This window comes from Shewanella sp. UCD-KL12, from assembly GCF_001957125.1.
In the GTDB taxonomy this organism is placed as follows: Bacteria; Pseudomonadota; Gammaproteobacteria; order Enterobacterales; family Shewanellaceae; genus Shewanella.
On sequence record NZ_MPHJ01000001.1, the window covers coordinates 1,357,379 to 1,382,283 of the forward strand.

22 protein-coding genes are annotated in these 24,905 nt (G+C 43.0%); 10 read left to right on the forward strand and 12 right to left on the reverse strand.

Annotation, left to right across the window (positions count from 1 at the left end):
* The first annotated feature begins 112 nt into the window (after nucleotides 1-112).
* From pheS to lpxM, 4 genes are all read left to right on the forward strand, one after another.
* The gene (gene pheS / locus BM736_RS05780) at nucleotides 113-1,096 is read left to right on the forward strand and encodes a phenylalanine--tRNA ligase subunit alpha (protein WP_076409627.1); all 984 of its coding nucleotides are present in this window, start codon (nucleotides 113-115) and stop codon (nucleotides 1,094-1,096) included.
* 14 nt (nucleotides 1,097-1,110) lie between these two features.
* The gene (gene pheT / locus BM736_RS05785; RefSeq protein ID WP_076409630.1) at nucleotides 1,111-3,498 is read left to right on the forward strand and encodes a phenylalanine--tRNA ligase subunit beta; all 2,388 of its coding nucleotides are present in this window, start codon (nucleotides 1,111-1,113) and stop codon (nucleotides 3,496-3,498) included.
* 4 nt (nucleotides 3,499-3,502) lie between these two features.
* Nucleotides 3,503-3,799, forward strand: a complete 297-nt coding sequence (ihfA, locus tag BM736_RS05790; RefSeq protein ID WP_012142935.1) for an integration host factor subunit alpha — start codon at nucleotides 3,503-3,505, stop codon at nucleotides 3,797-3,799.
* Between the two features lie 190 nt (nucleotides 3,800-3,989).
* Nucleotides 3,990-4,925, forward strand: coding sequence for a lauroyl-Kdo(2)-lipid IV(A) myristoyltransferase (gene lpxM, locus BM736_RS05795; RefSeq protein WP_076409632.1), 936 nt, complete (start codon nucleotides 3,990-3,992; stop codon nucleotides 4,923-4,925).
* 186 nt (nucleotides 4,926-5,111) lie between these two features.
* Here the strand turns inward: lpxM and BM736_RS05800 are convergent, their stop codons facing one another.
* Complete coding sequence (locus BM736_RS05800; protein ID WP_076409635.1) at nucleotides 5,112-6,218, reverse strand: phosphoribosylaminoimidazolesuccinocarboxamide synthase; 1,107 nt, start codon at nucleotides 6,216-6,218, stop codon at nucleotides 5,112-5,114.
* Between the two features lie 365 nt (nucleotides 6,219-6,583).
* Between BM736_RS05800 and BM736_RS05805 the strand changes: the two genes are divergently transcribed.
* Nucleotides 6,584-7,372, forward strand: a complete 789-nt coding sequence (locus tag BM736_RS05805) for an ABC transporter substrate-binding protein (protein ID WP_256717725.1) — start codon at nucleotides 6,584-6,586, stop codon at nucleotides 7,370-7,372.
* 34 nt (nucleotides 7,373-7,406) lie between these two features.
* Here the strand turns inward: BM736_RS05805 and BM736_RS05810 are convergent, their stop codons facing one another.
* The 11 genes from BM736_RS05810 to BM736_RS24970 all read right to left on the reverse strand — a co-directional run bounded on the left by BM736_RS05810 (nucleotide 7,407) and on the right by BM736_RS24970 (nucleotide 17,388).
* Entirely contained in the window at nucleotides 7,407-8,168 is a 762-nt protein-coding gene (locus tag BM736_RS05810; protein ID WP_083699848.1) for an ABC transporter substrate-binding protein, read from the reverse strand.
* A 177-nt stretch (nucleotides 8,169-8,345) separates the two neighbouring features.
* Complete coding sequence (locus BM736_RS05815; RefSeq protein ID WP_076409641.1) at nucleotides 8,346-9,128, reverse strand: ABC transporter substrate-binding protein; 783 nt, start codon at nucleotides 9,126-9,128, stop codon at nucleotides 8,346-8,348.
* A 143-nt stretch (nucleotides 9,129-9,271) separates the two neighbouring features.
* Entirely contained in the window at nucleotides 9,272-9,913 is a 642-nt protein-coding gene (hisIE, locus tag BM736_RS05820) for a bifunctional phosphoribosyl-AMP cyclohydrolase/phosphoribosyl-ATP diphosphatase HisIE (RefSeq protein WP_076409643.1), read from the reverse strand.
* Between the two features lie 61 nt (nucleotides 9,914-9,974).
* A complete protein-coding gene (gene hisF, locus BM736_RS05825) occupies nucleotides 9,975-10,748 on the reverse strand; it encodes an imidazole glycerol phosphate synthase subunit HisF (protein ID WP_076409645.1) in 774 nt (257 codons plus the stop codon).
* Complete coding sequence (gene hisA / locus BM736_RS05830; RefSeq protein ID WP_076409648.1) at nucleotides 10,738-11,496, reverse strand: 1-(5-phosphoribosyl)-5-[(5-phosphoribosylamino)methylideneamino]imidazole-4-carboxamide isomerase; 759 nt, start codon at nucleotides 11,494-11,496, stop codon at nucleotides 10,738-10,740. The genes hisF and hisA overlap by 11 nt, the downstream gene beginning before the upstream one ends.
* Nucleotides 11,493-12,188, reverse strand: a complete 696-nt coding sequence (gene hisH / locus BM736_RS05835; RefSeq protein ID WP_076409650.1) for an imidazole glycerol phosphate synthase subunit HisH — start codon at nucleotides 12,186-12,188, stop codon at nucleotides 11,493-11,495. Before hisH ends, hisA begins: the two co-directional genes overlap by 4 nt.
* Nucleotides 12,185-13,264, reverse strand: coding sequence for a bifunctional histidinol-phosphatase/imidazoleglycerol-phosphate dehydratase HisB (gene hisB, locus BM736_RS05840; RefSeq protein WP_076409652.1), 1,080 nt, complete (start codon nucleotides 13,262-13,264; stop codon nucleotides 12,185-12,187). Before hisB ends, hisH begins: the two co-directional genes overlap by 4 nt.
* 62 nt (nucleotides 13,265-13,326) lie before the next feature.
* Nucleotides 13,327-14,409 (reverse strand): histidinol-phosphate transaminase, encoded by a 1,083-nt coding sequence (hisC, locus tag BM736_RS05845; protein WP_256717726.1) that lies wholly within the window; start codon nucleotides 14,407-14,409, stop codon nucleotides 13,327-13,329.
* Nucleotides 14,406-15,701, reverse strand: a complete 1,296-nt coding sequence (gene hisD, locus BM736_RS05850; protein WP_076409969.1) for a histidinol dehydrogenase — start codon at nucleotides 15,699-15,701, stop codon at nucleotides 14,406-14,408. Before hisD ends, hisC begins: the two co-directional genes overlap by 4 nt.
* A gap of 5 nt (nucleotides 15,702-15,706) precedes the next feature.
* Entirely contained in the window at nucleotides 15,707-16,606 is a 900-nt protein-coding gene (hisG, locus tag BM736_RS05855; protein WP_076409656.1) for an ATP phosphoribosyltransferase, read from the reverse strand.
* A 653-nt stretch (nucleotides 16,607-17,259) separates the two neighbouring features.
* Nucleotides 17,260-17,388: an AzlD domain-containing protein gene (locus BM736_RS24970; protein ID WP_076409658.1), complete on the reverse strand. Its 129-nt coding sequence runs from the start codon at nucleotides 17,386-17,388 to the stop codon at nucleotides 17,260-17,262.
* Between the two features lie 520 nt (nucleotides 17,389-17,908).
* Here BM736_RS24970 and BM736_RS05865 point away from each other — a divergent pair.
* The 5 genes from BM736_RS05865 (at nucleotide 17,909) to nosZ (ending at nucleotide 24,864) form a co-directional block, all read left to right on the forward strand.
* A complete protein-coding gene (locus BM736_RS05865) occupies nucleotides 17,909-18,289 on the forward strand; it encodes a Rid family detoxifying hydrolase (protein WP_076409660.1) in 381 nt (126 codons plus the stop codon).
* 135 nt (nucleotides 18,290-18,424) lie between these two features.
* Nucleotides 18,425-19,699, forward strand: coding sequence for a serine dehydratase subunit alpha family protein (locus tag BM736_RS05870; protein ID WP_076409662.1), 1,275 nt, complete (start codon nucleotides 18,425-18,427; stop codon nucleotides 19,697-19,699).
* 59 nt (nucleotides 19,700-19,758) lie between these two features.
* Nucleotides 19,759-20,403: a transcriptional regulator gene (locus BM736_RS05875; RefSeq protein ID WP_076409664.1), complete on the forward strand. Its 645-nt coding sequence runs from the start codon at nucleotides 19,759-19,761 to the stop codon at nucleotides 20,401-20,403.
* A 414-nt stretch (nucleotides 20,404-20,817) separates the two neighbouring features.
* The gene (nosR, locus tag BM736_RS05880) at nucleotides 20,818-22,881 is read left to right on the forward strand and encodes a transcriptional regulator NosR (RefSeq protein ID WP_083699850.1); all 2,064 of its coding nucleotides are present in this window, start codon (nucleotides 20,818-20,820) and stop codon (nucleotides 22,879-22,881) included.
* A gap of 81 nt (nucleotides 22,882-22,962) precedes the next feature.
* Entirely contained in the window at nucleotides 22,963-24,864 is a 1,902-nt protein-coding gene (gene nosZ, locus BM736_RS05885; protein WP_083699852.1) for a TAT-dependent nitrous-oxide reductase, read from the forward strand.
* Nucleotides 24,865-24,905 lie beyond the last annotated feature (41 nt).

The window sequence follows — 24,905 nt, forward strand, 5'->3', positions numbered from 1 at the left end:
AAATAGGTCTGCTCACGTAAAATTTGTCTCTTTTTCTATTTTCGTAAGATAAATAGACAGTAACAGAAAAGTAACGGCCTTAATTAGAAGGTCGAACGCATTGGAAGAGATGATGTCACAGTTAACAGAGATCGTAGAACAGGCCTTGCTGGCCGTCGATGGGGCGAGTGATCTTAAAGCCCTCGATGAGCTTCGTGTCGAGTACCTAGGTAAGAAAGGTAAGATCACCGACATGATGAAGATGATGGGTAAACTTAGCCCAGCAGAGAAACCCGCTTTCGGTCAAGCTGTGAACCAAGCCAAACAGGCTGTTCAACAGAAGCTGTCAGAGCGTATCGAAGGCTTAAAAGCGGCAGAGCTCACCGCTCAGTTAGCCGCTGAAAGTATAGATGTGACTCTACCTGGTCGTCGTATCGAAAACGGCGGATTACATCCGGTAACACGTACTATCGAACGTATCGAAACCTTCTTTGGTGAACTTGGCTTTAGCGTGAAGCAAGGTCCTGAAATTGAAGATGATTTCCATAACTTCGACGCACTGAATATCTCTGAGCATCATCCTGCTCGTGCAGACCACGATACGTTTTACTTTAACCCTAAAGTAATGCTTCGTACGCAAACTTCAGGCGTACAAATTCGTACCATGGAAAATGAAAAGCCACCGCTGCGTATTATCTCTCCAGGCCGCGTATATCGTAATGATTACGATCAGACTCATACACCAATGTTCCATCAGGTTGAAGGGCTTTTAGTCGCTGAAAATGTGAACTTTGCTGAGCTTAAGGGAGTATTACATGACTTCTTGCGAAACTTTTTTGAAGAAGACCTAGAAGTACGCTTCCGTCCATCTTACTTCCCATTCACAGAGCCTTCTGCGGAAGTTGATGTTATGGGTAAAAATGGTAAATGGCTAGAAGTACTAGGTTGCGGCATGGTACATCCAAATGTATTACGCAGTGTAGGAATTGACCCTGAGAAGTATTCAGGTTTTGCTTTTGGAATGGGTGTTGAGCGTCTATCTATGTTGCGCTATGGCGTTAATGATCTACGTTCATTTTTCGAAAACGATCTACGTTTCCTCAAGCAATTTAAATAACGGAGCAGTACAAAATGAAATTTAGTGAATCTTGGCTCCGTGAGTGGGTTAACCCAAGTGTAAGCCGTGATGAGTTGTCACATCAAATTACTATGGCCGGGCTTGAAGTAGATGGCGTAGACGCTGTTGCTGGTGACTTTTCTGGTGTTATTGTTGGCGAAGTCGTTGAGTGTGGTCAGCACCCAGATGCTGATAAATTGCGTGTAACTAAAATCAATGTGGGTAGCGATGAGCTTATCGATATTGTTTGTGGTGCGCCAAACTGTCGCTTAGGTCTTAAAGTTGCTGTAGCTATGGTGGGTGCTGTACTACCTGGTGATTTTAAAATTAAGAAGGCAAAATTGCGTGGTGAACCATCATTTGGCATGCTTTGTTCATACGGTGAGCTCGGCATTGAAATTGACAGTGACGGCATTTTAGAGCTGCCTGTTGATGCGCCTATCGGTACTGACTTACGTGAATACTTATCTCTTGATGATGCCATTATCGATGTTGATCTAACGGCAAACCGCGCCGACTGCCTTGGCATGTCAGGGCTGGCTCGTGAAGTTGGTGTATTGAATCGTCAAGCGGTGATAGAGCCTACATGGGAAGCAGTTGTTCCTTCGATTGATGATAAGGTACAGATAGATCTTCAAGCTCCAGCATCTTGTGCTCGTTACCTCGGTCGCGTAGTGAAGAATGTTGATGTTAAAGCACAATCACCTTTGTGGATGCAAGAGAAGCTACGACGTAGTGGCATTCGCTCAATTGACCCTATCGTTGATATCACTAACTATGTGCTGATTGAGTTTGGTCAGCCTATGCATGCTTTCGATTTGGCTAAGCTTGAAGGTGATGTTCAGGTTCGCCTTGCAAGTGGTACAGAGAAGCTTACATTACTTGATGGTAATGAAATCACCGTACCCAATGACATGTTAGTCATTGCTGATCAACAAAAGCCGCTTGCACTTGCTGGTGTCTTTGGTGGTGAAGATTCAGGTGTGAGTACTGAGACGCAAGATATCATGCTTGAGTGTGCCTTTTTTGCACCGCTTGCTATCTTAGGTAAAGCGCGCAAACTTGGACTACATACCGACTCGTCACACCGTTTCGAACGTGGTGTCGACCCTGAGTTACAACAGAAAGTAATGGATAGAGCAACACGTCTAGTACTAGATATTTGTGGTGGTGAAGCAGGCCCAGTTGTTGAAGCAAAGTCAGATGAACATCTTCCTAAGCCTGTCGCTATCACTTTGCGCCGCAGCAAGTTAGATAGAATTCTAGGTCACCATATTTCTGATGCTGAAGTGACTGAAATACTTGAACGTCTAGGTTTCGCTGTTGATGCTCAGGCTGACAGCTGGAACGTTGTCACTGCGACCTATCGTTTTGATATGGCTATCGAAGAAGACTTGATAGAAGAAGTTGCTCGTATCTATGGTTACAATAATATTCCTAACACAGCGCCAGTTGCTTGTTTGAGTATGCCGGACCATAAAGAGTCTGATATTAGCTTAAGACGTGTACGTAATGTGCTGGTGGCTCGTGGCTTCCAGGAAGCGGTAACTTATAGTTTCGTTGACCCTAAATTGCAGGATAAGGTACATCCAGATTGTGAAGCGATGATCTTACCTAACCCTATTTCTGTGGAGATGTCAGCGATGCGCTTGTCGCTGTTCACAGGGCTTTTAGGTGCAGTTGGTTATAACCAAAGTCGTCAACAAAACCGTGTACGTTTGTTTGAGACGGGTCTTCGCTTTGTTCCTGATACTTCTGCTGAGTCAAATGTACGTCAACAGCCAATGTTGGCTGCAGTAATTTCTGGTAATCAGAATGACGAACATTGGACAATGGAGTCTAAAACTGCTGACTTTTTCGACCTTAAAGGCGATCTTGAAGCAATTATCGGCTTGACAGTTTCCGATGAAGAATTTACTTTTAGATCAGCAACTCATCCTGCACTTCATCCTGGGCAATGTGCTGAAATCTTAAGAGATGATCAGGTTATTGGTATCATCGGTGCAGTACATCCGAGCTTAGAGAAGCCATTTGGACTCAATGGTAAAACAATTGTTTTCGAGCTTGAATTAGACGCTTTATTACATGCTAAATTGCCGCAAGCTCAGGCTGTATCTAAGTTCCCGGCCAACCGTCGTGATATCGCTATAGTGGTAGATGATAATATTTCTGCAGGTGATGTTGTAAAAATGATAAGAAAAGTTGGCCAAAATCAGTTGGTTGGCATAAACTTATTCGATGTATACCAAGGTAAAGGCGTTGAGCCAGGCAAAAAGAGCCTAGCAATCGCACTTACATTACAAGACAACACTCGTACACTTGAAGAGAAAGAGATTGCTGAGATGGTTGATTCAGTCGTTTCATCACTCAAGTCAGAGTTCAACGCATTGTTGAGGGATTAAAAGTATGGCACTTACCAAAGCCGAAATGGCAGAGCATCTTTTTGAAACGCTTGGAATCAATAAGCGTGTAGCTAAGGAGATGGTAGAGACGTTTTTCGAAGAAATTCGTCAAGCACTCGAAAGTGGTGAGCAGGTCAAGTTATCTGGCTTCGGCAACTTTGACCTTAGAGATAAGAATCAAAGACCGGGAAGAAACCCGAAGACAGGTGAAGATATTCCAATCTCAGCTCGTCGCGTAGTGACTTTCCGCCCAGGACAGAAACTAAAAAGCCGTGTAGAAGAGGCAAACGCGAAAAAATAATTTCGCTTCTGCTTATAAAGTTAAGGCCACTCCCAAGAGTGGCTTTTTCCGTTTCATTTTTACACTATTTTTACCTGCCGGTTTCTATAAGTTGATATCTTCTGATTAATTACCTATTAATCATGCTATTAGTTTATACACACACTAGGCATTTTTAGATGCTAGTCATCATCAGTTCGAGGGCTGTTTTTTGTCGAGAAAGCCAAAGTATTTCGATCGTCGTTTTAAACTCGAATTATTACATCCAAAATATTGGATAACTTGGGTTGGTATTGCTGTTCTTGTTTTGTTTGGGCTTATGCCTGCTTGGCTTCGAGATCCTATCGCTAAACAATTGGCTCGCGTAGTCACTAAAATTGCAAAAAAACCGATATCAATTGCCCGAATTAACCTCACTACCTGCTTTCCGGATAAGTCTTCTGAAGAGATAGAGCAACTCATTAACGAGAATATTGAAAACTTCGTAATGATCTTGTTGGCACAATCAGAGCTCATGGTGCGCTCTAAGGCTAATCTTAGACGGAGAGTTAAGATTTCTGGTTTTGAGCATGTGGAGAAGGCGAGGGCTGCTGGCCAGCCTGTGGTCTTTATCATGCCCCACGTTTGGGGAATTGAATATGCGGGGTTAAGGCTCAATCTTGACTTGCCTATGGTTAGCATGGCGAAGGCTCACAGAAATGGGTTATTTAACTGGTTCAATAACCGTATGCGCAGTTCACTCGGTGGTAATATCTATATGCGTGAAGCTGGGATCCGCGCACTGCTGTCAGAGCTAAAAAATGACAACAGCTTTTTCTATCTACCTGATGAAGATTTAGGTCCAGAGAAGAGTATCTTTGCTCCATTTTTAGGGACTGTTAAAGCGACTCTGCCCGTCGTTGGGCGCTTAGCTCAAGCTGGCAATGCTCAAGTCATGCCAGTTAAAATTGGTTATGATCAGCAGGCAAGGCGATTTGAGTTAACTGTTATGCCAGCCGTAGATCCAGATGATATGAAAGGTAAAGATAATGAAGCTTTGGCACTTAACAAAGTGGTAGAGCAGGTAATTCTTGCATATCCTGAACAATACATGTGGTTCTTAAAAGTGCTTAAAACCCGCCCAGAGGGTGAGGCGCCGCTTTATTAAGTATCGTCTTTAGCTAAATTTTACTTAACTGTATATTTCTAATGGTTGGGTTATACCAATCAGTATAAAGTAAAGAAAGCCCAAAGCCTGCAAAGAAAAGTAAAAAGCCGTCACTTCTAAAAGTCACGGCTCTATTTTCTCGTCGATAAGCGTTAATCGCTTTATCGAATTTTAATCTAATTGCTATTACTCAGAAATCAGCTGATATTCATCACGCAAAATATCAATGATCTCTTGCTTAGGGTCTTCACTGATAGTCAGCTTCTTGCCAATGACTTTCTCTGCAATACCGACATAGGTATTAGAGATATCCATCATTACTGCTGTTGGGAGCTCATTGTCAGTAGCAAGTGCTAAACGCTCTGGCATACGCTCCTTATTGAGTAAAATATCAGGGTCTGGGAAGTGGTTAAGCAACCACTGACGGAAACCTTCTTTAGATTTCTCTATGATGCTTCCCTCACGGTGGGCTGCCCCGTCCCAAATACGTGAGCTGTCTGGAGTGCCAACTTCATCCATATAGATGAGCTTCTCATTACCATCAGCACCATTTACGTAACCAAATTCGAACTTAGTATCGATAAAAAGCTGGTCTTGCTCAGCAAGCGCATTGCTGATAACGGCAAAGCCCTCTTTTAATAACGTCTCATAAAGGTCAACATCACTCTCTGCACGGAAGTTAAAAGCTGCCAGATGGCGGATTAAGTCGGCACGAGAGACATTAACATCATCAGCTTCTGGTACGCCTTCAAGGCCTGTCAGCACACCTTTAGTCGATGGTGTGATCAAAATTTCAGGTAATTTTTGGTCTTTTGTTAGACCTTCAGGCAATCTAATGCCACAGAAGTCACGTTCACCTTTGCTGTAAGCACGCCACATTGAACCGGTAATATATTGCCTTGCAATCGCTTCAACCATAACAGGCTTTGCTTTTTGCACAATCCATACAAACGGGTGCGGTATATCTAAGATATGGCTATCGGCTAATCCCTTCTCTTTAAAAAGCTTAAACCAGTGATTAGAAATAGCGTTAAGTGCAGCGCCTTTTCCTGGCACGCCTTTTAAGCCATTCTCACCTTGCCATATACAGTCAAATGCAGAGATCCTGTCACTGATAACCATAATTGCCAGTGGTGTATCTTTAGGTACGTCATAATTCTTTTGTTCGATTAGACGGGCACTGTCCTCAGCTGTAAGCCAATAGACACTGCGAACCTTACCTGAATGAACTGGCTTATCTGTACGGATAGGGAGATCATCATTTACTGCTAATACTTTGTTTGAATGATTCATAGGGTATTTTATTATGGTCAATGTTATTGATTGCTTTTATAAGCGTTAGTGGACGGCGGAATTGTAGCAGAACTTGCATTTAGCGACACTATGTCAAAAAGAGAATTGAGTGTTTTGAGGCGATTTTATGATGAAGCCGCACTCTGGCGTATCTTGAACCTAAAAGGTGCTAATCAAAGCTAGTCTAAGCTTAAATTGTGCTATTACTATAGAGTAATTTGCTCAATTATATTTGTTAGTCAAGTGAAGAGGAGCCTAAGGGAGTTTTGAAAAACAAACCATTTTTTACAAACCTTCAGTGCTATCTATATCGAGCTCATTGCTCTCGTGTAACATTTGGCCTTAGGCAGTTATGTTTTTCTGTTTTGTTATTCCTCATATTTGCGTTTATACAATCTTCTCCGGCCAGCGAATTATCAAACAAAGAGACTATTTATCAAGGCAGTGAAATTAAGCCTGTGGTGTTTGTCACGAGTGCTTATGCCCCGTATGTGATAAATGCTAATGGCGTTGCCAGTGGTATGTTCCCTGATATTGTTGCCTCAGCATTTCGGGAGATGGGCCAATTGGTAAGGTTTGAATTTCAGCCTTGGGTAAGGGGAGAGTTATCAGTTAAAGCTGGTAGGGCTTTTGCGAGTTTTCCATACTTGAAAACAGCGGCAAGAGAAAAAGATTTTGAATTCTCTGAGCCTGTGCTGTATTTCTTTCCTAAATTCTTCTATAGCACAGACAGGTTTCCCTTTGGCTTTGAATGGGATACTTTGGCAGATTTTAAAACTTATAGAGTAGGTGGTGTACGTGGATATTGGTATGAAAAGAAATTTAAACAAGCGGGGATAAAAGCACATTATGTGACATCCGATAAACAAAATATTGAGATGCTTTTGCTACAACGTATCGACTTTACGCTAATTGATGAACTGGTCGGGTGGAATTTAATTCGGGAGACTGCTACAGATCAAATCACTCGTTATGCTGTGGCGAGTAAACCAGAAAGTCATGATGCATTTCATTTAATGATTTCCCGTGATTACCCAGACTCTAAGCTACTTCGGCTGACATTTAATTTAGGCTTACTCAAAATCAAACAAAATGGTGTTTACCAACAGATACTCGATAGATATCATGTATCATCTGAATATGCGACACCTTGACCTTCTTAACGGTTTGATTGTTTAAGTTAATCCTCTAATTTCCTTGGTAAAAATCAATTATTTTATTTATTTCCCCCGAATATTTTAAAGCAGAGATAGCTTGGTCAATTTGCTGTTTAGTCTCCTCAGCCACTAACTCGCTATATGAGAAATGAATAGGGTAGGGCGGAATAATGCTAGAGAAGTCGAGAAACGTAAAGTCGTTACGATCTAATTTTGCTTTGTTTATCGTATATAAGGCGCGAGTTTTCATCGCAATAAATGCAACACCTCTGCTGTTTTCAACGGCTTTTAAGGCACTTTCATGGCTTTTTACTTCGACTTTGGTGATTTCTCCACTGGCAAAATACTCATCAAGACCTGGATAGTTGAATCCATTAAGGGTGATCACCGTTTTGCCAAAAAGGGCTTCGATGGAGTAGAGGTTAATCGGCCTTTGCGCCTTAACAACCAACACGTGGGAGACATTAAACAAGTTTTCCTTAGAGAGGTGCCGGCTTTGGATATTAACCTCGGAATCACCTTGCCAAGCAGGGGAGCCATAGCTTATCCATAAAGGGGTTTTATCACTTTGCATCATTCGGATATAGCGCATGAAAGGGTAGGCTTGTTCTGTCACGGAAATATCTAGATCAGTGATGGCCTGCTCAAGAATATCGGTCACTATACCTTTATGTGCTTGATCTATGATTTGAAAGGGTTCAGCTTGAGTTGAAATAGCAAGATAGGTGAGAGACTGCGACTGAACACACAAAGAGTAAGAAAATATAAGTAAAACCATTATTACACGTAACATTACTAACTCAGTTAATCCTTTATCTGTGTTGGTATTCTATTCTCGAACAAAAAAAATAACAGTATAGTTTTGAAAACTCTTAATTTTAATAAATGCCTTTGTTCACATCTGTTAGTTTATCTTAGTCGTAATTGTCTATTTGTGCATCTAAGTTTGTTTCACATGAGCTACCAAAGATCATCTTTTTGATTGACCCAAATAGAAATTAATAATTTCGTCTATCCTGCCAGCTTCTTTCATAGAGACAATCGCTGTATCAATATCATGTCTGGTTTTATTGTTTACATTATCACTATAGGAGAGGTGGATAGGGTAGGTGGGGATAACACTGGAAAAATTTATAAACTTAAAGACAGATGGATCGAATTTATCGACTTTAATCGAATACATGGCTCTTTTTTTCATCGCAATAAATGCAACAGCCCTGCGATTTTCAATAATGGTTAACGCTCTCTTATGGCTGCTGACTTCGATATGTTCAATTTTCTCGTTGCTTAGGTATTTATCTACCCCAGGGTAGTTGAAGCCTGTGAGTGTGACGACAGTAATTTTAAAAAGATCATTAATCGAATTGAATATAAAATCGGAATCATGCCTGATCACTAATACATGTGAAACATCGAAGAGCTTTTCATTGGATAGGTTTTTACTTTGAATTCTCGCTTTAGCTGGCTCTTTCCAGGCCGGTGAGCCGTAGCTTATCCAGTTGGTATGTGTGCCTTTGTGCATAGTACGGATATATCGAGTGAAGGGGTAGGCGTAGTACTTTAGCTGGATATCAGAGCCATGAATGGCTTCAGATAGTATGTCTGTAATGATCCCTTTATTGGAGTGACCAATAATTTGAAAGGGCTCGGCTTGTGACGAGATGGTTAAGTACGAAAATTCATCAGCTAAACTCCTTGAAGATATAAGTGTTGACGCTAGTAGGCAAAAGCAGAGATAAGCTCTATATATCACTTTTTATGCTCCTATATCTCTCGTCCCTATTGAGTATAGTTGCAGAATATATAGCGAACTAAAAATATCAGTCTTAAGCATCACTTTTTATAGAGTGTGATCACAAGAGTACATTTATACTCTTGTGATCAATGTCTACACGGCTACTTTTTCTCTGTTGTAGCTTGTTGGTGGCGTTGCATTAAGTTATGAGTAATATCACTCATTGTTAGCGCTTGGTCTTCAAGCAACACTAATAGGTGGTAGATAAGATCTGAGGCTTCATCGATAAGTTCAGGCTTATCGTTGGTTGCAGCAGCGAGCGCTGTCTCTAAGCCCTCTTCACCGACTTTTTGAGCAATACGTTTAGTGCCGCGATCAAACAGGTACGCCGTATAACTCGACTCAGGATCTTCACCTTTACGAGATGCGATAAGCTGCGTTAAATTATCGATGAAAGGATGGGCATTGCTATCTGGCCAGCAGCTTTCACGTTTCAGATGACAGGTTGGCCCCTGGGGAATAACTTGTACAAGTAGACTGTCGTTATCGCAATCTTTATCTATGGCTATTAAATTAAGTGTGTTGCCCGACTCCTCTCCTTTAGTCCAAAGACGGTTTTTGGAGCGACTGAAGAAGGTGACTAAGTTTGTTTCTAATGTTTTTGCTAAGGCGGCTTGGTTCATATAGCCAAGCATTAACACTTTACCGGTTAAGTGGTTTTGAATCACAGCCGGTAATAATCCACCTTGCTTTTCCCAATCGAGTTGGCTATTTAGTTCATCGTTAATTTTGTTATCTGTCATGATTATTTCCTGCTGCACTTAGCGCTGATTCTCGTTCAGCTAAGCGATGGCTTAAATTGTTTTAGCAACGCATTGCGATATTTTGCTGACTCAAGTACTGCTTAAGTTGCTGAATATCTATGATCCCTTTATGGAACACGCTAGCCGCAAGGGCTGCATCGACATTTGCAATCTTAAAAACATCGGCAAAATGGGCCATAGTACCCGCTCCACCCGAGGCGATAAGGGGAACCTGACAGATCTCACGCACCATGGATAACTGCTTAAGATCGTAGCCCTGACGAACACCATCTTGGTTCATCACATTAAGCACGATTTCCCCACAGCCACGCTTTTGTGCCTCTTGAACCCAGTCTTGGGTATACCATTGTGTGTCTTTAGTCGCGGCTTCATCACCAGTAAATTGTTTGACTTTATAACTGTCAGACTCATTGTCGTAATAGGAGTCGATACCGATCACTATACATTGGCGGCCAAACTCATCTTGTAGACGCTCGATTAAGCTAGGATCGCTCAATGCGGGTGAGTTAACCGATATTTTATCTGCGCCAAAGGCGAGTTTTTCACGAGCTTGTTCTATGGTTTTGATCCCCCCAGCGACACAAAAAGGGATATCTATTTGCTCGGCTACACGGCTTACCCAGGAGCGGTCAATCACCCTGTCATGGGCACTGGCTGTAATATCATAAAAAACCAGTTCATCGGCACCTTCGTCTGCATAACGCGTTGCCAGTGGCACTATGTCACCGACGACCTCATGGTTTCTAAATTGAACCCCTTTGACTACTTTGCCATCTTTGACATCAAGACAGGGGACGATACGTTTAGCTAACATCTTTGTCTCCAGGAGTCGTAGGCCAACATGCAATGGCTTGTGTTACATTAAAGTTCTCAATAAGCAGTGCTTTACCTATGATGATGCCATTGGCGCCGCTATCACGGACCGCGGCAACGTCATCTAGGCTGGCTATGCCCCCAGAAGCTTGCCAATTTATCTCAGGATATAGCGATGCTATCTCTTGATAGAGCGACGTATTGGCCCCTTGTAGCGTACCGTCTCGACTAATGTCGGTCACGAGTGCGTGCTTAAGTCCATATGGCTTGAAAGCTTCTACTAATGACTCTAATGATTTTCCACCGCCAGTTTGCCAACCTGAAACAGCGACGACCTTTTCGCCCTTGTCATTAATATTGACATCAAGTGCTAAACAGATGGCTTCTGGACCATACTTCTTAAACCAACTCTGCACAAGCGCTGGCTCTTTAACGGCTAAAGAGCCGATAACGATACGTTTAACCCCAATTTCTAATAGCTCAGCTACTTGGGCCTCTGCTCGAATGCCGCCCCCGACTTGGATATTTGCGCTTAGGCCGTTAACCAGTTCGGCAATAAGTTGAGTCTGGCGCGCATTTGGGTCTTTAGCCCCTGTGAGGTCGACAATATGTAACCAGTTAGCGCCTTGGTCTTGATATGACTTTAACTGAGCAAGCGGTGATAAGTCGAAGGTGGTTTTTTGATTATAATCACCTTGATAAAGACGAACCACATCACCTTCAATAAGATCGATAGCCGGAATTATCATGTTCTATTTTCCCTATTTTGCTGCCAACTAGCGTTATTGAGCGTTTGAGTATCTAAGGCTAAAAAATTCGCTAATATTTGTGAGCCTATTTCAGCACTTTTTTCCGGATGAAACTGCACGCCCATAAAATTATCTTTGGCGATTGCAGCACTGAAAGTTTCTCCATATTCACACTGTGCGATAGTATAGTCACTTAATGGCGCTTTATAGCTATGGACGAAATACAGGTAACTTCCCGGTTTCACTCCTTTAAAAAGAGGGTGTGATGAAGGGGTGATTTTATTCCAGCCCATATGAGGAAGAGGCGCTCCTTGGCTGTCAAGGCTTGTGATATTTGTGGCTATCAAGCCTAAGCAATGACAAGCTTCCTTAGCGCCACCATTGCGCCCTCCATGCTCAATTGATTGCTCAGTTAGCATCTGCATTCCCAAACATACACCAAGCACGGGTTGTGTCAGTTTTTGGATAAGGTCAACGAGTTGCTTATTTTTCAAAGACTCCATGGCGGCGCCAGCTGTGCCAACACCAGGGAGTACGACTCTTTTGGCCGCTTTAATGATGTCATGGTCATCACTGACAATAATGTTATCTGTTAACCGCTCAAACGCGTAACGTATAGAGTTTAGGTTTGCGCAGCCAGTGTCTATGATCACAGTAGACTGGCCTGCCTGATTTATATCATCTGTTTTCATAAGACGCCTTTACTTGAAGGTAACTCGGTGCCTTCAACTTTGACTGCTTGACGAAGCGTACGGCCCAATACTTTAAAGAGGCTTTCCACCTTGTGGTGATCATTATCGCCTAGCGTTTTAAGGTGTAAGGTACAGCGCAGTCCATCTGCAAATGAACGGAAAAAGTGTGGCACCATTTCAGTGGCCATTTCACCAACCATCTCACGCTCAAATTCACCGCTAAATTTGATGAAAGGGCGACCCGACAGATCGAGCAGGCACTCGGCGCTAGCCTCATCCATTGGGATCGCTTTTTCGAATGCATCACCAAAGCGGGCGATGCCGCGTTTATCTCCAAGGGCCTCTCTTAATGCATCTCCAATCGCCAAAGCTGTATCTTCGACGCTGTGGTGATCGTCAATTTCTAAATCGCCATCAACTGAGACTTCCATCTTAAAATTGCCATGGGTGGAGATCTGTTCAATCATATGGTCAAGAAAACCTATGCCTGTGTCTATTTTACCCTTGGCTTGTGAGTCGAGATCGATATTAACTCGAATATCTGTCTCTTTCGTTGTACGTACGACACTGGCAACACGATTTCTACTCAGGAGTTGCTCAGCAATGTCGTCCCAGTTTAGTGATTGACGGTTATACTGTAAGCCTTGTATTCCCATCGCTTCGGCCAATCCCATATCTGTTTGGCGGTCACCAATGACTGCAGATTGGGTAAAGTCGACCTTACCTAAGGTCAAGTAATCCTTAACTAACCCAAGCTTAGGTTTCCTGCAGCTACAGTTTTCATCATCAAAGTGTGGGCAAATAAGGACTTCATCAAATTTTACGCCCTGGCTTTGTAAGATCTGCATCATCATGTCTTGAGGGGCATCGAAGTCATCTTTTGGAAAAGAGGGAGTGCCAAGGCCGTCTTGGTTACTGACCATCACCAAACGGTAGCCCGCACTTTGCAGCTTTAGCAGTGCAGGGATCACTTGAGGCTCGAAAACAAGCTTGGCTAGGCTGTCGACCTGTTTATCAGATACCGGTTCTTCGATTATGGTGCCATCGCGATCGATAAATAGAATCTTTTGTTTCATGAGTATTTCGCCTTATTCAAATCTTCTTTCTAAAATGAGTTGTTGGGTACGTTTGCGCTGACTTATATCGAATCGAGAAGCCTAATGAGATAGTCAGTCTCTTGTGTGTTTGTGAAGCTAAAGCGAATACAGTTAGCTAAACGCGGATCGTTATAAGCTCTAGCAACGACCCCATGTTTAGCGAGTGCCTGTTGAACCTGTTCTACATCAACAAATTGGGCTAAAACAAAGTTACCATTTGCGGCGAGTACGTGAGCGCCATAAGACACAAGTGCTTCACTGAGTCTTACGCCATTTTGCTTGAGACTCATGACTTGGCTTTGCATGGTCTTAATACCTGATGGGCTCAAGGCATTCGTGGCAATTTCAGATACAGGTAAGGGCACAGGGTAGGGCGCAATAACTCGCATTACCATTTCACAAATATCTGGGTTTGCCATTAAAAAGCCGCAACGAGCGCCAGCTAGCCCAAAGGCTTTAGATAATGTTCTAAGCACGACTAAGTTTTCGTATTTATCAATCAGATCTGCCACGCTATATGTTGACTGAAACGATGAACAAAACTCAATGTAGGCCTCATCAACGACAACAAGCTTGTTAGGAAATTGCTGTATAACCTGCTCAAGCGTGTTCTTTTCTATAACCGTGCCTGTGGGGTTGTTAGGATTACAGATGAACAGTATTTTTGAACTCCCGACTTGACTGCTAATGTCTGCCGGGAGCTGGTAGTCTTCAGTTAACCGTAGCGCGTTAACACCCACATTAAAAGTCTGAGCACTAATTGCATACATGCCATAAGTTGGCCCAAAACAGGCGATAGAATCATTGCCTGGTATGCAGAAAGTTCTGATTAATAGCTCAATGGCTTCATCTGCACCACGTCCTGCAATAATGCAATCTTTGGATACCTGGCTATATTGCGCATAGGCGTCGATAAGTGCTGGGGGCTGACACTCAGGATAGCGATTCACTCCTTCGATGCTAACACCAGCAAGCTGCGCATTGTTGTAGGGAGATTCATTCGCATTTATCCAAATATCTCCCTGACCACCTATTCGTCTTGCTGATTGATAGGGCTTCAGGTCGAGTAACTCTGGCCTAGCTAAGCGTTGTGCTAGTGTATTAACGAAGGTTTGAGTCATCATTGACCTCCTAAACTATCGAGGCGAACCTGAACTGCATTTTTGTGGGCATCGAGTTGTTCTGCTGCGGCTAAGGTCATGACTGTTTCTCCGAGTCCTAAAAGCCCATCTGCAGAGAGCTCTTGCACAGTAAAACGGCGAGAGAAATCAGCGAGGGAAAGGCTAGAAACGGCGCTACTATAACCATAGGTCGGCAGAACATGATTAGTGCCACTGGCATAGTCACCGACAGATTCGGGGGTGAAAGCGCCAAGAAAAACGGAGCCGGCCGCGCGAATCTTCTTAAGCAGCTCACGGGGTGACTGTGTTTGAATGATAAGGTGCTCAGGCCCGTAGCGGTTAGACACAAGCGCAGCTTGATTGAGATCGGCGACAAGTAAAGTCCGGCTGGACTCCAGTGCCTGTTTAGCTATATCTATCCTTGGTAGCGCTTCAAGTTGGCGGCTCAAGGCTATATCGACACGACTGGCTAAATCTTCACTATCGGTAACTAACATGACTTGTGAGTCTACACCGTGCTCAGCTTGAGAAAGAAGATCTGCTGCAATGAACTCAGGGTTTGCGTTTCGGTCTGCTATTAATAGCACCTCAGAGGGGCCAGCAGGCATATCTATGCTTACGACACATCGACTATCTTGAGACACTAATCGTTTAGCTTCGGTGACATAGCGATTGCCTGGACCGAAAATCTTATCAACGGCTGGTATCGACTCAGTGCCAAATGCGAGCGCTGCAATAGCTTGAGCGCCGCCAACCTGAAAGATCTCTGTGATGCCACAGGCTTTTGCTGCATAGACGATCGCATCGTTGATAGGGGGCGGGCTCACAAGGACTCTTTGCTCACAACCTGCAATTTTTGCAGGTAGTGCTAACATCATCACTGTTGAGATCAGTGGCGCTGTGCCACCTGGAATATAGAGACCAACTTTCTCAATGGCTTCAGATCTGAGCTCGCATCGAACGCCTACCTGAGTGTCTACCGTAACGGGCTCAAATTGCTGAGCAATATGAAATGACTCGATATTAGCCATGGCTTGTGCCACGGCTTGCTTGATATCCTCAGTGACACGACTACAAGCGGTATCAATTTCAGTTTGAGACAACTTTAACTCACTGAGCATGACACCATCAAACTGCTGATTGTATGAGATCAAGGCGGCATCTTTATGAAGGCGTACTGTATTGACTATCGATGCAACATTTTGCTCTAAGTTCTCATCACCGACGAGCGGCGAGCGAGACAGTGCAGCTTCACGTGCTGTCTCATCTAATGATTGCCAATTGAGGATCTGCATCTGCATTACCCCATCATCTTTTCAATCGGCATAACTAATATAGAGCTTGCACCAAGCTTAGTGAGCTCCTCCATCGTATCCCAAAACAGGTCCTCGGTACTGACGGCGTGAATTGCAACTCGGTTCGTATCATCATTGAGTGGCAATACGGTTGGGTTTTCTGCACCTGGTAGCAGCGCAACTATCTGCTCAAGGGTTTCTGTTGGCGCGTGCAGTAAAATGTATTTACTCTCTTTAGCGCGAACCACACCATTGATCCGCGAAAGAATTTTATCAATAAGTGCTTGCTTTGAAGGCTCCTGAGTCTCGGTTGATTGAATGATACAAGCTGTAGAGCGGTAGATGACTTCAGTTTCATAAAGACCGTTAGCTTCTAATGTGGCACCTGTTGAGACTAAATCGCATATGCCATCGGCAAGGCCTGCACGGGGTGCGACCTCTACAGAGCCTTTTAGCATACAGTCATTATAGGTGATGCCTTTCTTCTGCATATAACGACGAAGCAGGTTAGGGTAAGAGGTTGCTATACGTAGGCCTTCGAGAGATTGGGCATTTTCATAGCTAAACTCATTAGGTACTGCAAGTGAGAGCCTGCATGCACCGAAGTCGAGATCGCGAAGCTTAATACAACGAGATGGTTTATCGAGTCGTTCACGCTCTATTTGCTCCTCTTCGAGAACATTCTCTCCGATGATCCCAAGATCCACTACACCGTCCATGACTAGCCCAGGAATATCGTCATCACGAACTCTTAGTAGGTCGATGGGCAAGTTATCACTGTGGGCAATAAGGCGCTGTTCATTGATATTGAATTTTACACCACAGCTTCTTAACAGCTTCATGGACTCTTTTGAAAGACGGCCTGATTTTTGGATTGCAATGCGTAATCTGTTTGACTCTGACATAGTGTTATTCCTATAAGTTGATTCAAATATCATAAATTTTATTACTGATTTCATTAATTAAATCAGTCGACTAAATATAAAAAAATCGTTAAAACGAAAAACCCCCGGAATTCCTTCCAGGGGTTTTTGATATTCTTGAATCAACCGCCGGAAGGAAATAGTCCTTCGGCAGTGAGCTTCCGAAGGCTACCGCATATGGTGGTGATGATGGATAGTGTTCAGAAGCTGTATCATAATCTTGTCTCTCTAAATTGAGCTAGAGTCTGGTGACTCAGAAATAGTTAAAAGGGCAAATTTCCTGCGTTGATAATTAAACTAATCATTTTCCGTTTGCATTGCAACACCTAATTTCCCTTGTTGAAGATTCTTCAACTATATCTTATACCTTACTAAAAATGACCATCAAGTTTGTTGATTGTTCATCAATGAAATCAATCTATTTACATGTTTGTTGCCAAAATTAATATTAAAAAGTAAGCGTGAACGTTACGGCTTGGTGAAAGGTGTCCAAGATATCTGTTTGTATTTCAAGAGTATATTTTGATGTCTGTTATGACCCTGCTTATATGTGGTTGGCGAACTGAAATACCTGCCTAATAAACAGTAGTGCTCTTTGATTGTGACACAGCCTGAAAATAACATAATTGTTTTCGCTATGTGATAATCGCAGGCAGTACCGTGACAGGAACGAACCTCAACGTCTTTTTTAACCTTTCTGGCATTTTGAAAGAGCCAGCCATACAGAACACTGAAAAACAGATGATAAATGTTGCTATTACCATGACTGACGAGATGAGTTAAAAAGTACTCATATCGAGTTGCGGGTGAACGTGTACATAATCTATACCTCACTTTGTAGCGCTGGAAGGGGTTTAACTTGAGTGTTTGCTTTGGCTTGTGTGGCTATCCTTTCAGTAGACAGGTCCATTCGGTATCCGGCGTACACCCATACATAGGGGAATAATTGCTTTTAATCCTGCCTTGATAAGTTTGTTCATAGTGGATTTTAGGTTAATGGTATTTCGTAACGCAAATATATTTGACAAAAATCCTTACCAACCCATGAAAATTAAAACGTCAAATAAATTTGATATCGATCAGGTTCTTAATTACTAAGAAAATTAGTGACTATTAGCAAAGGGTTTTAATATTTAATCCCTTGCGGTATCTGGGTTTAAGGCTTTGAGGTGCTTGGGATCATATTTGTGAAATTTCATTGAAAAATAAAATACAAAAATACTTGCGCAAAAATATTTGCACGTTTAATCTAGGCCGCAAGTTACATTAACGAGGAGTAAGACAATGAAAAAAATAATCACTTCAAACAAAGCGCCTGAGGCAATCGGTCCATATTCACATGCTAATGCATATGGAAACCTAATCTTCACATCGGGTCAGTTACCTGTCTGTAAAGACTTAGGTGGAGTGGTAGAGGGAGGCGTTGTCGCGCAATCACGTCAATCATTAGAAAATCTTAAATCAGTGCTAGAAGCGGGGGGCGGTGAGCTAGAAACTGTGCTTAAAACAACCTGTTATCTTGCAGATATTGCAGATTTTGCTGAATTTAACAAAGTTTACCAAGCGTATTTTGGTCATGATTGTCCAGCGCGTAGCTGTTTTGCAGTAAAAGATCTGCCTCTGGGCGTTAAAGTTGAAATAGAAGCCATCGCGTTTATTAAATAGAAACCATCGTGTTTATTAAATAGAAGCCCTCGCGTTTATTAAATAATAGTGTAGATAGTTGATATCTCGCATTTACAAAATAAACAAAAAGTTAGTTATTGTCATTTAGACAGAGAAAAAGCAGTGGAGAGTTCCATGAAACATCAATGGCAGCAGTACCGTGCAATCCTTAATGCCGTGGTTAAGCCTGCATTAGGCTGCACTGAGCCAATTTGTGCAGCGTATGCCTCAGCTGTAGCTGCCGCTACGCTAAAAGAGCAACCTGAGAGTATCTCTGTTCATGTATCAGATAATCTCTATAAAAACTCTATGGGTGTTTTTGTTCCTGGAACAGGCAAGATTGGACTTGCCATTGCTGCAGCTGTTGGCGCCGTTGGAGGCGATGCTGATGCAGGCCTTGAGGTGCTAGCAGCAATTACTGCAGATCAGGTCGACACAGCACAATCTATGATTGATGCAGGAAATGTCACAGTAAGCCGAACAGCAACTGATGAATTCATCTACTGTTTTGTCGAAGCTAAAAGCGGCGATAATATAGTCACTGTTGAGATCTCTGGTGGGCATACCCAAGTGATTGAAAAAACGCTGAATGGTGAAATTATTTTCTCACAAGCGGTTGCGGCGAGCGGCGCTACTGCCGGGATTTGTGATGGCGTAGATATCAGCATTAAAGGGATCTACGATTATGCGACTCAAGTAGACTTTGATGATATTCGTTTTATTCTAGCCTCATCAGATCTCAACAGTAAACTTGCTCTAGAGGGGTTAGAGAAAGAGTATGGTTTGCAAGTTGGGCGTAGCATAGAGAAAAGTATTCAGTCTGGCTTTATGTCTGCAGACTTTGCAAATAAGATCATTATGCATACTGCTGCAGCATCTGATGCCAGAATGGGTGGAGCCAGTCTACCTGCAATGAGCAATTATGGCAGTGGAAATCAAGGGATTGCGGCCACGCTGCCAGTCGTCATTGCGGCTAAACACTTCTCATCATGCGATGAGCAGTTAGCAAGGGCACTGATAATGAGCCACCTTGGTGCGATCTATATCAAATCTTACTACCCGCCACTATCTGCATTTTGTGGTAATACAGTGACCAGTGCAGCAGCGGCTATGGCGATGGTCTATTTAGCTGGTGGCACCTATGAGCAGTCATGTTTCTCAATTCAAAATGTATTGAGTGACTGTTCGGGTATGGTATGTGATGGCGCCAAATCGACCTGTGCGATGAAAGTCAAAACGTCTACAAGCAGTGCTGTAAATGCGTTTATTTTAGCGATTCAAAGTAGCGCAGCAAAAGAGCAAGGGATCGTGGCTGAAAATGTAGAGCGTACTATTCGAAATATCGGCAAGCTAGTAACGCACGGAATGGGTACCACAGATACGACAATCATTGATATAATGTCTGCTTAAAGCTAGGTTTTTGGGTCGTAAATGAGTCGTTTATGACCCAATCTTATAGGAGTCATTAAGTGCGAGAGTTAACTGAAACTGACTATGCCATCTTAAAAGCCAGTGAGAATATCGTTGACGGCATAGCGGCTATGTATGGTGAGCATACTGAAGTTCTGCTGCATAGTTTAGATATCAACAACCCCTCTATCACTAAGATTGCCAACGGCCATATCACGGGACGTAGCGTAGGTGCGCCGATCACTAATCTTGCTTTAATGAAGCTGAATGAGGGCCAAGATGTATCTAATTCCTATATGACAAAGAGTCCTGATGGAAAATCGTTACGATCGATCACCATAGTTATCCGCAACTCACAGCAAGAGGCGATAGGCTTACTATGTATCAATTCGAATATGGATGCGCCATTTCAATCTGTCATGAAAAGCCTGCTACCTGACTTTGCACCTGCTGTCGATGTTGTGTTATCTCCTGAAACCTTCGCACGTAGTAGCGATGAGATGATGCAGAGTTCTATTGAAACAGTACGTACTCAAGTCACAGATGATGCGAGTATTGCTCCCTCGAAGAAGATCCGAGAGATAGTCATACGCCTAAATGAACTTGGGATTTTTGATCTTAAAGACAGTGCGCAGATCGCTGCAAAAGGTTTAGACATCTCAATACATACTATCTACCGATACCTCAGAGAGATGAAGTCTTAATACATGACTTAATCTATGTTTTTAATACATGTCTTTTGTATCAAAAGGCTGTTTAATATCATAAATGACATTTATCTTAACCTCTTCTGATTGAACCAAGTACGCTAATTAACAAGCATTATGCTTTGGTTAGCGTCTACATTTATCTCCCATCACTCTGCTTACACATAGCCACTACGTAAATGCCCGCTATCAATTAATCTTCATTTTCATAAAATAAATTTAACAAAAGTAGGCGATTAGTTGATCTCTGTCACGTATCACCCTTAAAGGTGCATTTAATATGAATGTCAATATTCTTGACTGTGGCAATTTGTCGCACCTTGATACTTGATATTAAGAAGGGTTTTTCTTTTGGGTAGATTGACTAGCTTTAGAGTATGTTGCACGGGAGTAGTTCTGGCATTGCTGCTTATGTCAAAACCGAGTCATGGGCTTTTTGTCAGCCCTCCTAAGCCTTCAAAACCCGTGATTGAAGCGATATTTCCACAAGCGAGCTATATATCAGAAAAAGAGGGAACGCTTGCTCTTAGAACGGTATATAAAGGAGAGGAAATTCTTGGTTATGCATTTGAAACGAATGACTTAGCCAGAATACCTGCCTACTCGGGAGAGCCTGTTAATACCTTAGTGGCCATTGACCCAAGCGGGAGATATCTCGCAGCTCGTGTACTTGAGCACCATGAACCAATCATTCTCGCTGGGATCCCTGAAAGTAAGCTGTGGAAGTTTGCTGAGCAATATACAGGTTTGTTTGTCCAAGACCGACTGAAAGTCGGTGGCAATATCAGCCAAGGGTATGTGGCCATAGACGGCTTGTCTGGTGCAACTGTCACTGTGATGGTGATGAATGTTGCCATCACGAAAGCTGCGACTCTAGCTGCACAACATATAGGTATTATTGAAAAGAAGCTCGCTGCTATCCAACCAGCTTCAACAATAAAAGCTGATTTGTTTGAGCCTGCGAATTGGCAAGATTTAGTGGGCGATGGTTCTATTCGAAAACTCTACCTTACTCGAGCAAGTGTTGATGATGCTTTTGCCGAAACGGCGGCAGAGCATATTGATGAGGCAAGGGCTGAGCAGAAACAAGATAGATTTTCTGAGATCTATTACACCTTAGCCGATGTCCCTACCATAGGAAGAAACTTACTGGGGGAAGCTGACTATAAGTGGTTAATGGCGCAGTTAAAGCCTGGTGAGCACTTAGCATTGCTTATGGGCAATGGCTATTCCTTCAAAGGGTCAGGCTATGTGCGAGGCGGCATTTTCGACAGGATTCAAATTCATCAAGGTGAAACGGCCATCTCATTTCGCGATCTGGATCATGAACGTATAACCGACCTTTACGCCCAAGGGGCACCGAATTTTCATGAGATGTCCGTGTTTATTATACGGTCGGAGCATGAATTAGATCCAGGGGCTCCTTGGCAAATAGAGCTATTAGTTCGTCGTCAAACAGGCCCTGTAGATAGCCTATTTACCAGTTTTAAAGGGCAATATGACATGCTGGAAAAGTATGTCGATACTCCAGCTGCCATGATTCCCCAACCTGAACTTTCGTTAACTGAACAAGTGTGGCAAGAGCAGCAAGTAGAGATAATTGCTCTGTTATTACTGATGTTAATTTTGCTACTCATCTTGTTTTTTCAAGATATTTTAGTGCGCTACCCCCATTTTATGCATCGACTTCGTCATGGTTTTCTCATTGTTACTGTGGTGCTAATTGGTTGGGTGTGGGGAGGGCAATTGTCAGTGGTTAATGTGTTCACCTTCCTCAATGCTTTGATGGGGGATTTTCGATGGGAGCTGTTCTTACTCGACCCTATTATCTTCATTCTCTGGTGCGCTGCAGCAGTGACAATGTTGTTATGGGGGCGTGCGGTTTATTGTGGCTGGCTCTGTCCATTTGGTGCGCTGCAAGAGCTGGTAAATGTATTTGGGCGCTACATTAAGCTGCCACAAGTTGAGTTACCTTTTGCAGTCCACGAGCGATTATGGGCGATTAAATATCTTATTTTATTAGCACTATTTGGCCTCTCGTTAGATTCGTTAGCAATGGCGGAGCAGTTTGCTGAAATAGAGCCTTTCAAAACAACCTTCTTGCTTAAGTTTGATCGCCAGTGGCCTTTTGTTGCTTGGGCGCTGCTTCTTATCGTGATCAACCTATTTAACCGAAAAACCTTCTGTCGTTACCTTTGTCCATTGGGCGCAGCATTGTCGGTCAGTAATAGTATCCGGCTATTTGACTGGTTAAAACGTCGTCCTGAGTGTGGCTCTCCCTGTAAGACTTGTGCAAAAGAGTGTGAAATTCAGGCCATTCAACCAAATGGGGTGATCAATATGCGCGAGTGCCATTACTGCCTAGATTGCCAAGTCACTTACTTTAATGAGCAAAAATGCCCGCCACTGAAAAAAATGGCTCGTAAGAAGAGAAAGGATCAGCAAGTTGAAATCCCTATTGCAGTGACCGAGTAGTGCAGGTTTGGTTTGGGAGTTCATAGATTGATAATTGAAATAAAACGATAAATGAAATCAACCTAGGATGGAGACGTAATTATGCAAGATAAAACAGATGATGGCGTGACGAGTCATCAACAAGCTGAGTTGCAAGATGCTGGACGCCGCAAATTTATGGGCAAAACGGCCATGATTGGTGCTGGCGCTGTCGCCGCTCCTATGACAGCTGGCATGTTTGCCACAATGGCAAAAGCAAAAGCTGCTGAAGCGTCAAACAGTCCTTTTGTGCATCCAGGCGATCTCGATGAATATTATGGTTTCTGGAGTGGAGGTCATTCAGGTGAAGTCCGCATCATGGGACTTCCCTCTATGCGCGAGTTAATGCGTATCCCTGTGTTTAATGTCGATAGTGCTACAGGTTGGGGGTTAACCAATGAAAGTAAGCGCATTAAAGGTGACAGTGCGCATATTCTTGCCGGTGATTCACATCACCCGCATATGAGCATGACTGATGGTAGCTACAACGGTAAATATGTATTTATTAACGATAAAGCTAACTCACGTGTCGCGCGGATACGTTGTGACGTCATGAAGACAGATAAGATGATCACTGTACCTAATGTCCAAGCGATACATGGTCTACGTGTTCAAAAGGTGCCATACACTAAATATGTTATCTGTAATGGTGAATTTGAAATACCGCTTGATAATAACGGAAAAGAGAACTTAGAGGATGTGTCTACCTACCGCTCACTGTTTAATGTGATTGATGCGGAAACGATGGAAGTCGCGTTTCAGGTGATGGTTGACGGCAACCTAGACAATACTGATGCTGACTATGATGGTAAGTACTTTGCCTCAACTTGTTATAACTCAGAAATGGGGATGAACTTAGGTGAAATGATGACCGCTGAGCGTGATCATGTGGTGGTCTTTAGCCTAGCGCGTTGTGAAGCCGCCCTGAAAGCTGGCAAATTCAAAACCTATAATGGCAATAAGGTACCAGTACTCGATGGGACAAAAGGCTCTGAGCTAACTCGATATATCCCAGTACCTAAGTCACCTCACGGCATGAATACCTCGCCAAGTGGTCAGTATTTTGTGGCTAACGGTAAGCTGTCACCCACAGTGTCGGTTATCTCCATCGCCAAACTTGATGACCTTTTTGCAGACAAGATTAAGCCAAGAGACACCATAGTTGCAGAGCCTGAGCTAGGTCTAGGGCCTCTGCATACCGCATTTGATAACAAAGGTTATGCCTACACAACACTCTTCTTAGATAGTCAAATTGCCAAGTGGAATGTTGAGGATGCCATTAAGGCTTATAACGGTGAGAAAATTAATTACATCAAGCAAAAGCTTGATGTGCATTATCAACCTGGGCATAACCATACTTCACAAGGTGAAACTCGAGATGCGGATGGTAAATGGCTGGTTTCACTTTGTAAATTCTCTAAGGATCGATTCCTACCAGTGGGACCCCTGCGTCCTGAAAATGATCAGCTTATTGACATATCCGGCGATGAAATGAAGCTCGTCCATGATGGCCCCACATTTGCCGAACCCCATGATTGCATGATTGTACATCGCTCTAAGATGAAGCCAAACAAGCTGTGGACTCGTGATGATCCTATCTTTGCAGAAACTGTTGCGATGGCAAAGGCGGATGGTGTCAACCTTGAGATGGATAATAAGGTGATCCGTAAAGGTAACAAGGTGACCGTTTATATGACCTCTATTGCGCCGGCATTTGGCTTAAGTGAATTTAAGGTCAAGTTAGGTGATGAGGTCACCGTAGTGGTGACTAATTTAGATAGAGTTGAAGACGTCACTCATGGGTTCTGTATGACTAATCATGGTGTGCAGATGGAAGTCGGGCCACAAGCCACCTCATCGATCACCTTTGTAGCGAATAAACCAGGTGTGCAATGGTTTTACTGTAACTGGTTCTGCCATGCACTGCACATGGAGATGAGAGGTCGCATGCTGGTTGAAGCATAAGCTTTAATATTGCATGAAAACTTGAGTATCGAAGGAGTATG

Excerpts from the sequence above, each read along its gene's own strand:
- pheS (WP_076409627.1), top strand. The coding sequence starts at position 113 with ATGTCACAGTTAACAGAGATCGTAGAACAGGCCTTGCTGGCCGTCGAT.
- pheT (WP_076409630.1), top strand. The coding sequence starts at position 1,111 with ATGAAATTTAGTGAATCTTGGCTCCGTGAGTGGGTTAACCCAAGTGTA.
- ihfA (WP_012142935.1), top strand. The coding sequence starts at position 3,503 with ATGGCACTTACCAAAGCCGAAATGGCAGAGCATCTTTTTGAAACGCTT.
- BM736_RS05800 (WP_076409635.1), bottom strand. The coding sequence starts at position 6,218 with ATGAATCATTCAAACAAAGTATTAGCAGTAAATGATGATCTCCCTATC.
- BM736_RS05810 (WP_083699848.1), bottom strand. The coding sequence starts at position 8,168 with ATGTTACGTGTAATAATGGTTTTACTTATATTTTCTTACTCTTTGTGT.
- hisIE (WP_076409643.1), bottom strand. The coding sequence starts at position 9,913 with ATGACAGATAACAAAATTAACGATGAACTAAATAGCCAACTCGATTGG.
- hisF (WP_076409645.1), bottom strand. The coding sequence starts at position 10,748 with ATGTTAGCTAAACGTATCGTCCCCTGTCTTGATGTCAAAGATGGCAAA.
- hisA (WP_076409648.1), bottom strand. The coding sequence starts at position 11,496 with ATGATAATTCCGGCTATCGATCTTATTGAAGGTGATGTGGTTCGTCTT.
- hisH (WP_076409650.1), bottom strand. The coding sequence starts at position 12,188 with ATGAAAACAGATGATATAAATCAGGCAGGCCAGTCTACTGTGATCATA.
- hisB (WP_076409652.1), bottom strand. The coding sequence starts at position 13,264 with ATGAAACAAAAGATTCTATTTATCGATCGCGATGGCACCATAATCGAA.
- hisC (WP_256717726.1), bottom strand. The coding sequence starts at position 14,409 with ATGATGACTCAAACCTTCGTTAATACACTAGCACAACGCTTAGCTAGG.
- hisD (WP_076409969.1), bottom strand. The coding sequence starts at position 15,701 with ATGCAGATCCTCAATTGGCAATCATTAGATGAGACAGCACGTGAAGCT.
- hisG (WP_076409656.1), bottom strand. The coding sequence starts at position 16,606 with ATGTCAGAGTCAAACAGATTACGCATTGCAATCCAAAAATCAGGCCGT.
- BM736_RS24970 (WP_076409658.1), bottom strand. The coding sequence starts at position 17,388 with ATGGTAATAGCAACATTTATCATCTGTTTTTCAGTGTTCTGTATGGCT.
- BM736_RS05865 (WP_076409660.1), top strand. The coding sequence starts at position 17,909 with ATGAAAAAAATAATCACTTCAAACAAAGCGCCTGAGGCAATCGGTCCA.
- BM736_RS05870 (WP_076409662.1), top strand. The coding sequence starts at position 18,425 with ATGAAACATCAATGGCAGCAGTACCGTGCAATCCTTAATGCCGTGGTT.
- nosR (WP_083699850.1), top strand. The coding sequence starts at position 20,818 with ATGTCAAAACCGAGTCATGGGCTTTTTGTCAGCCCTCCTAAGCCTTCA.
- nosZ (WP_083699852.1), top strand. The coding sequence starts at position 22,963 with ATGCAAGATAAAACAGATGATGGCGTGACGAGTCATCAACAAGCTGAG.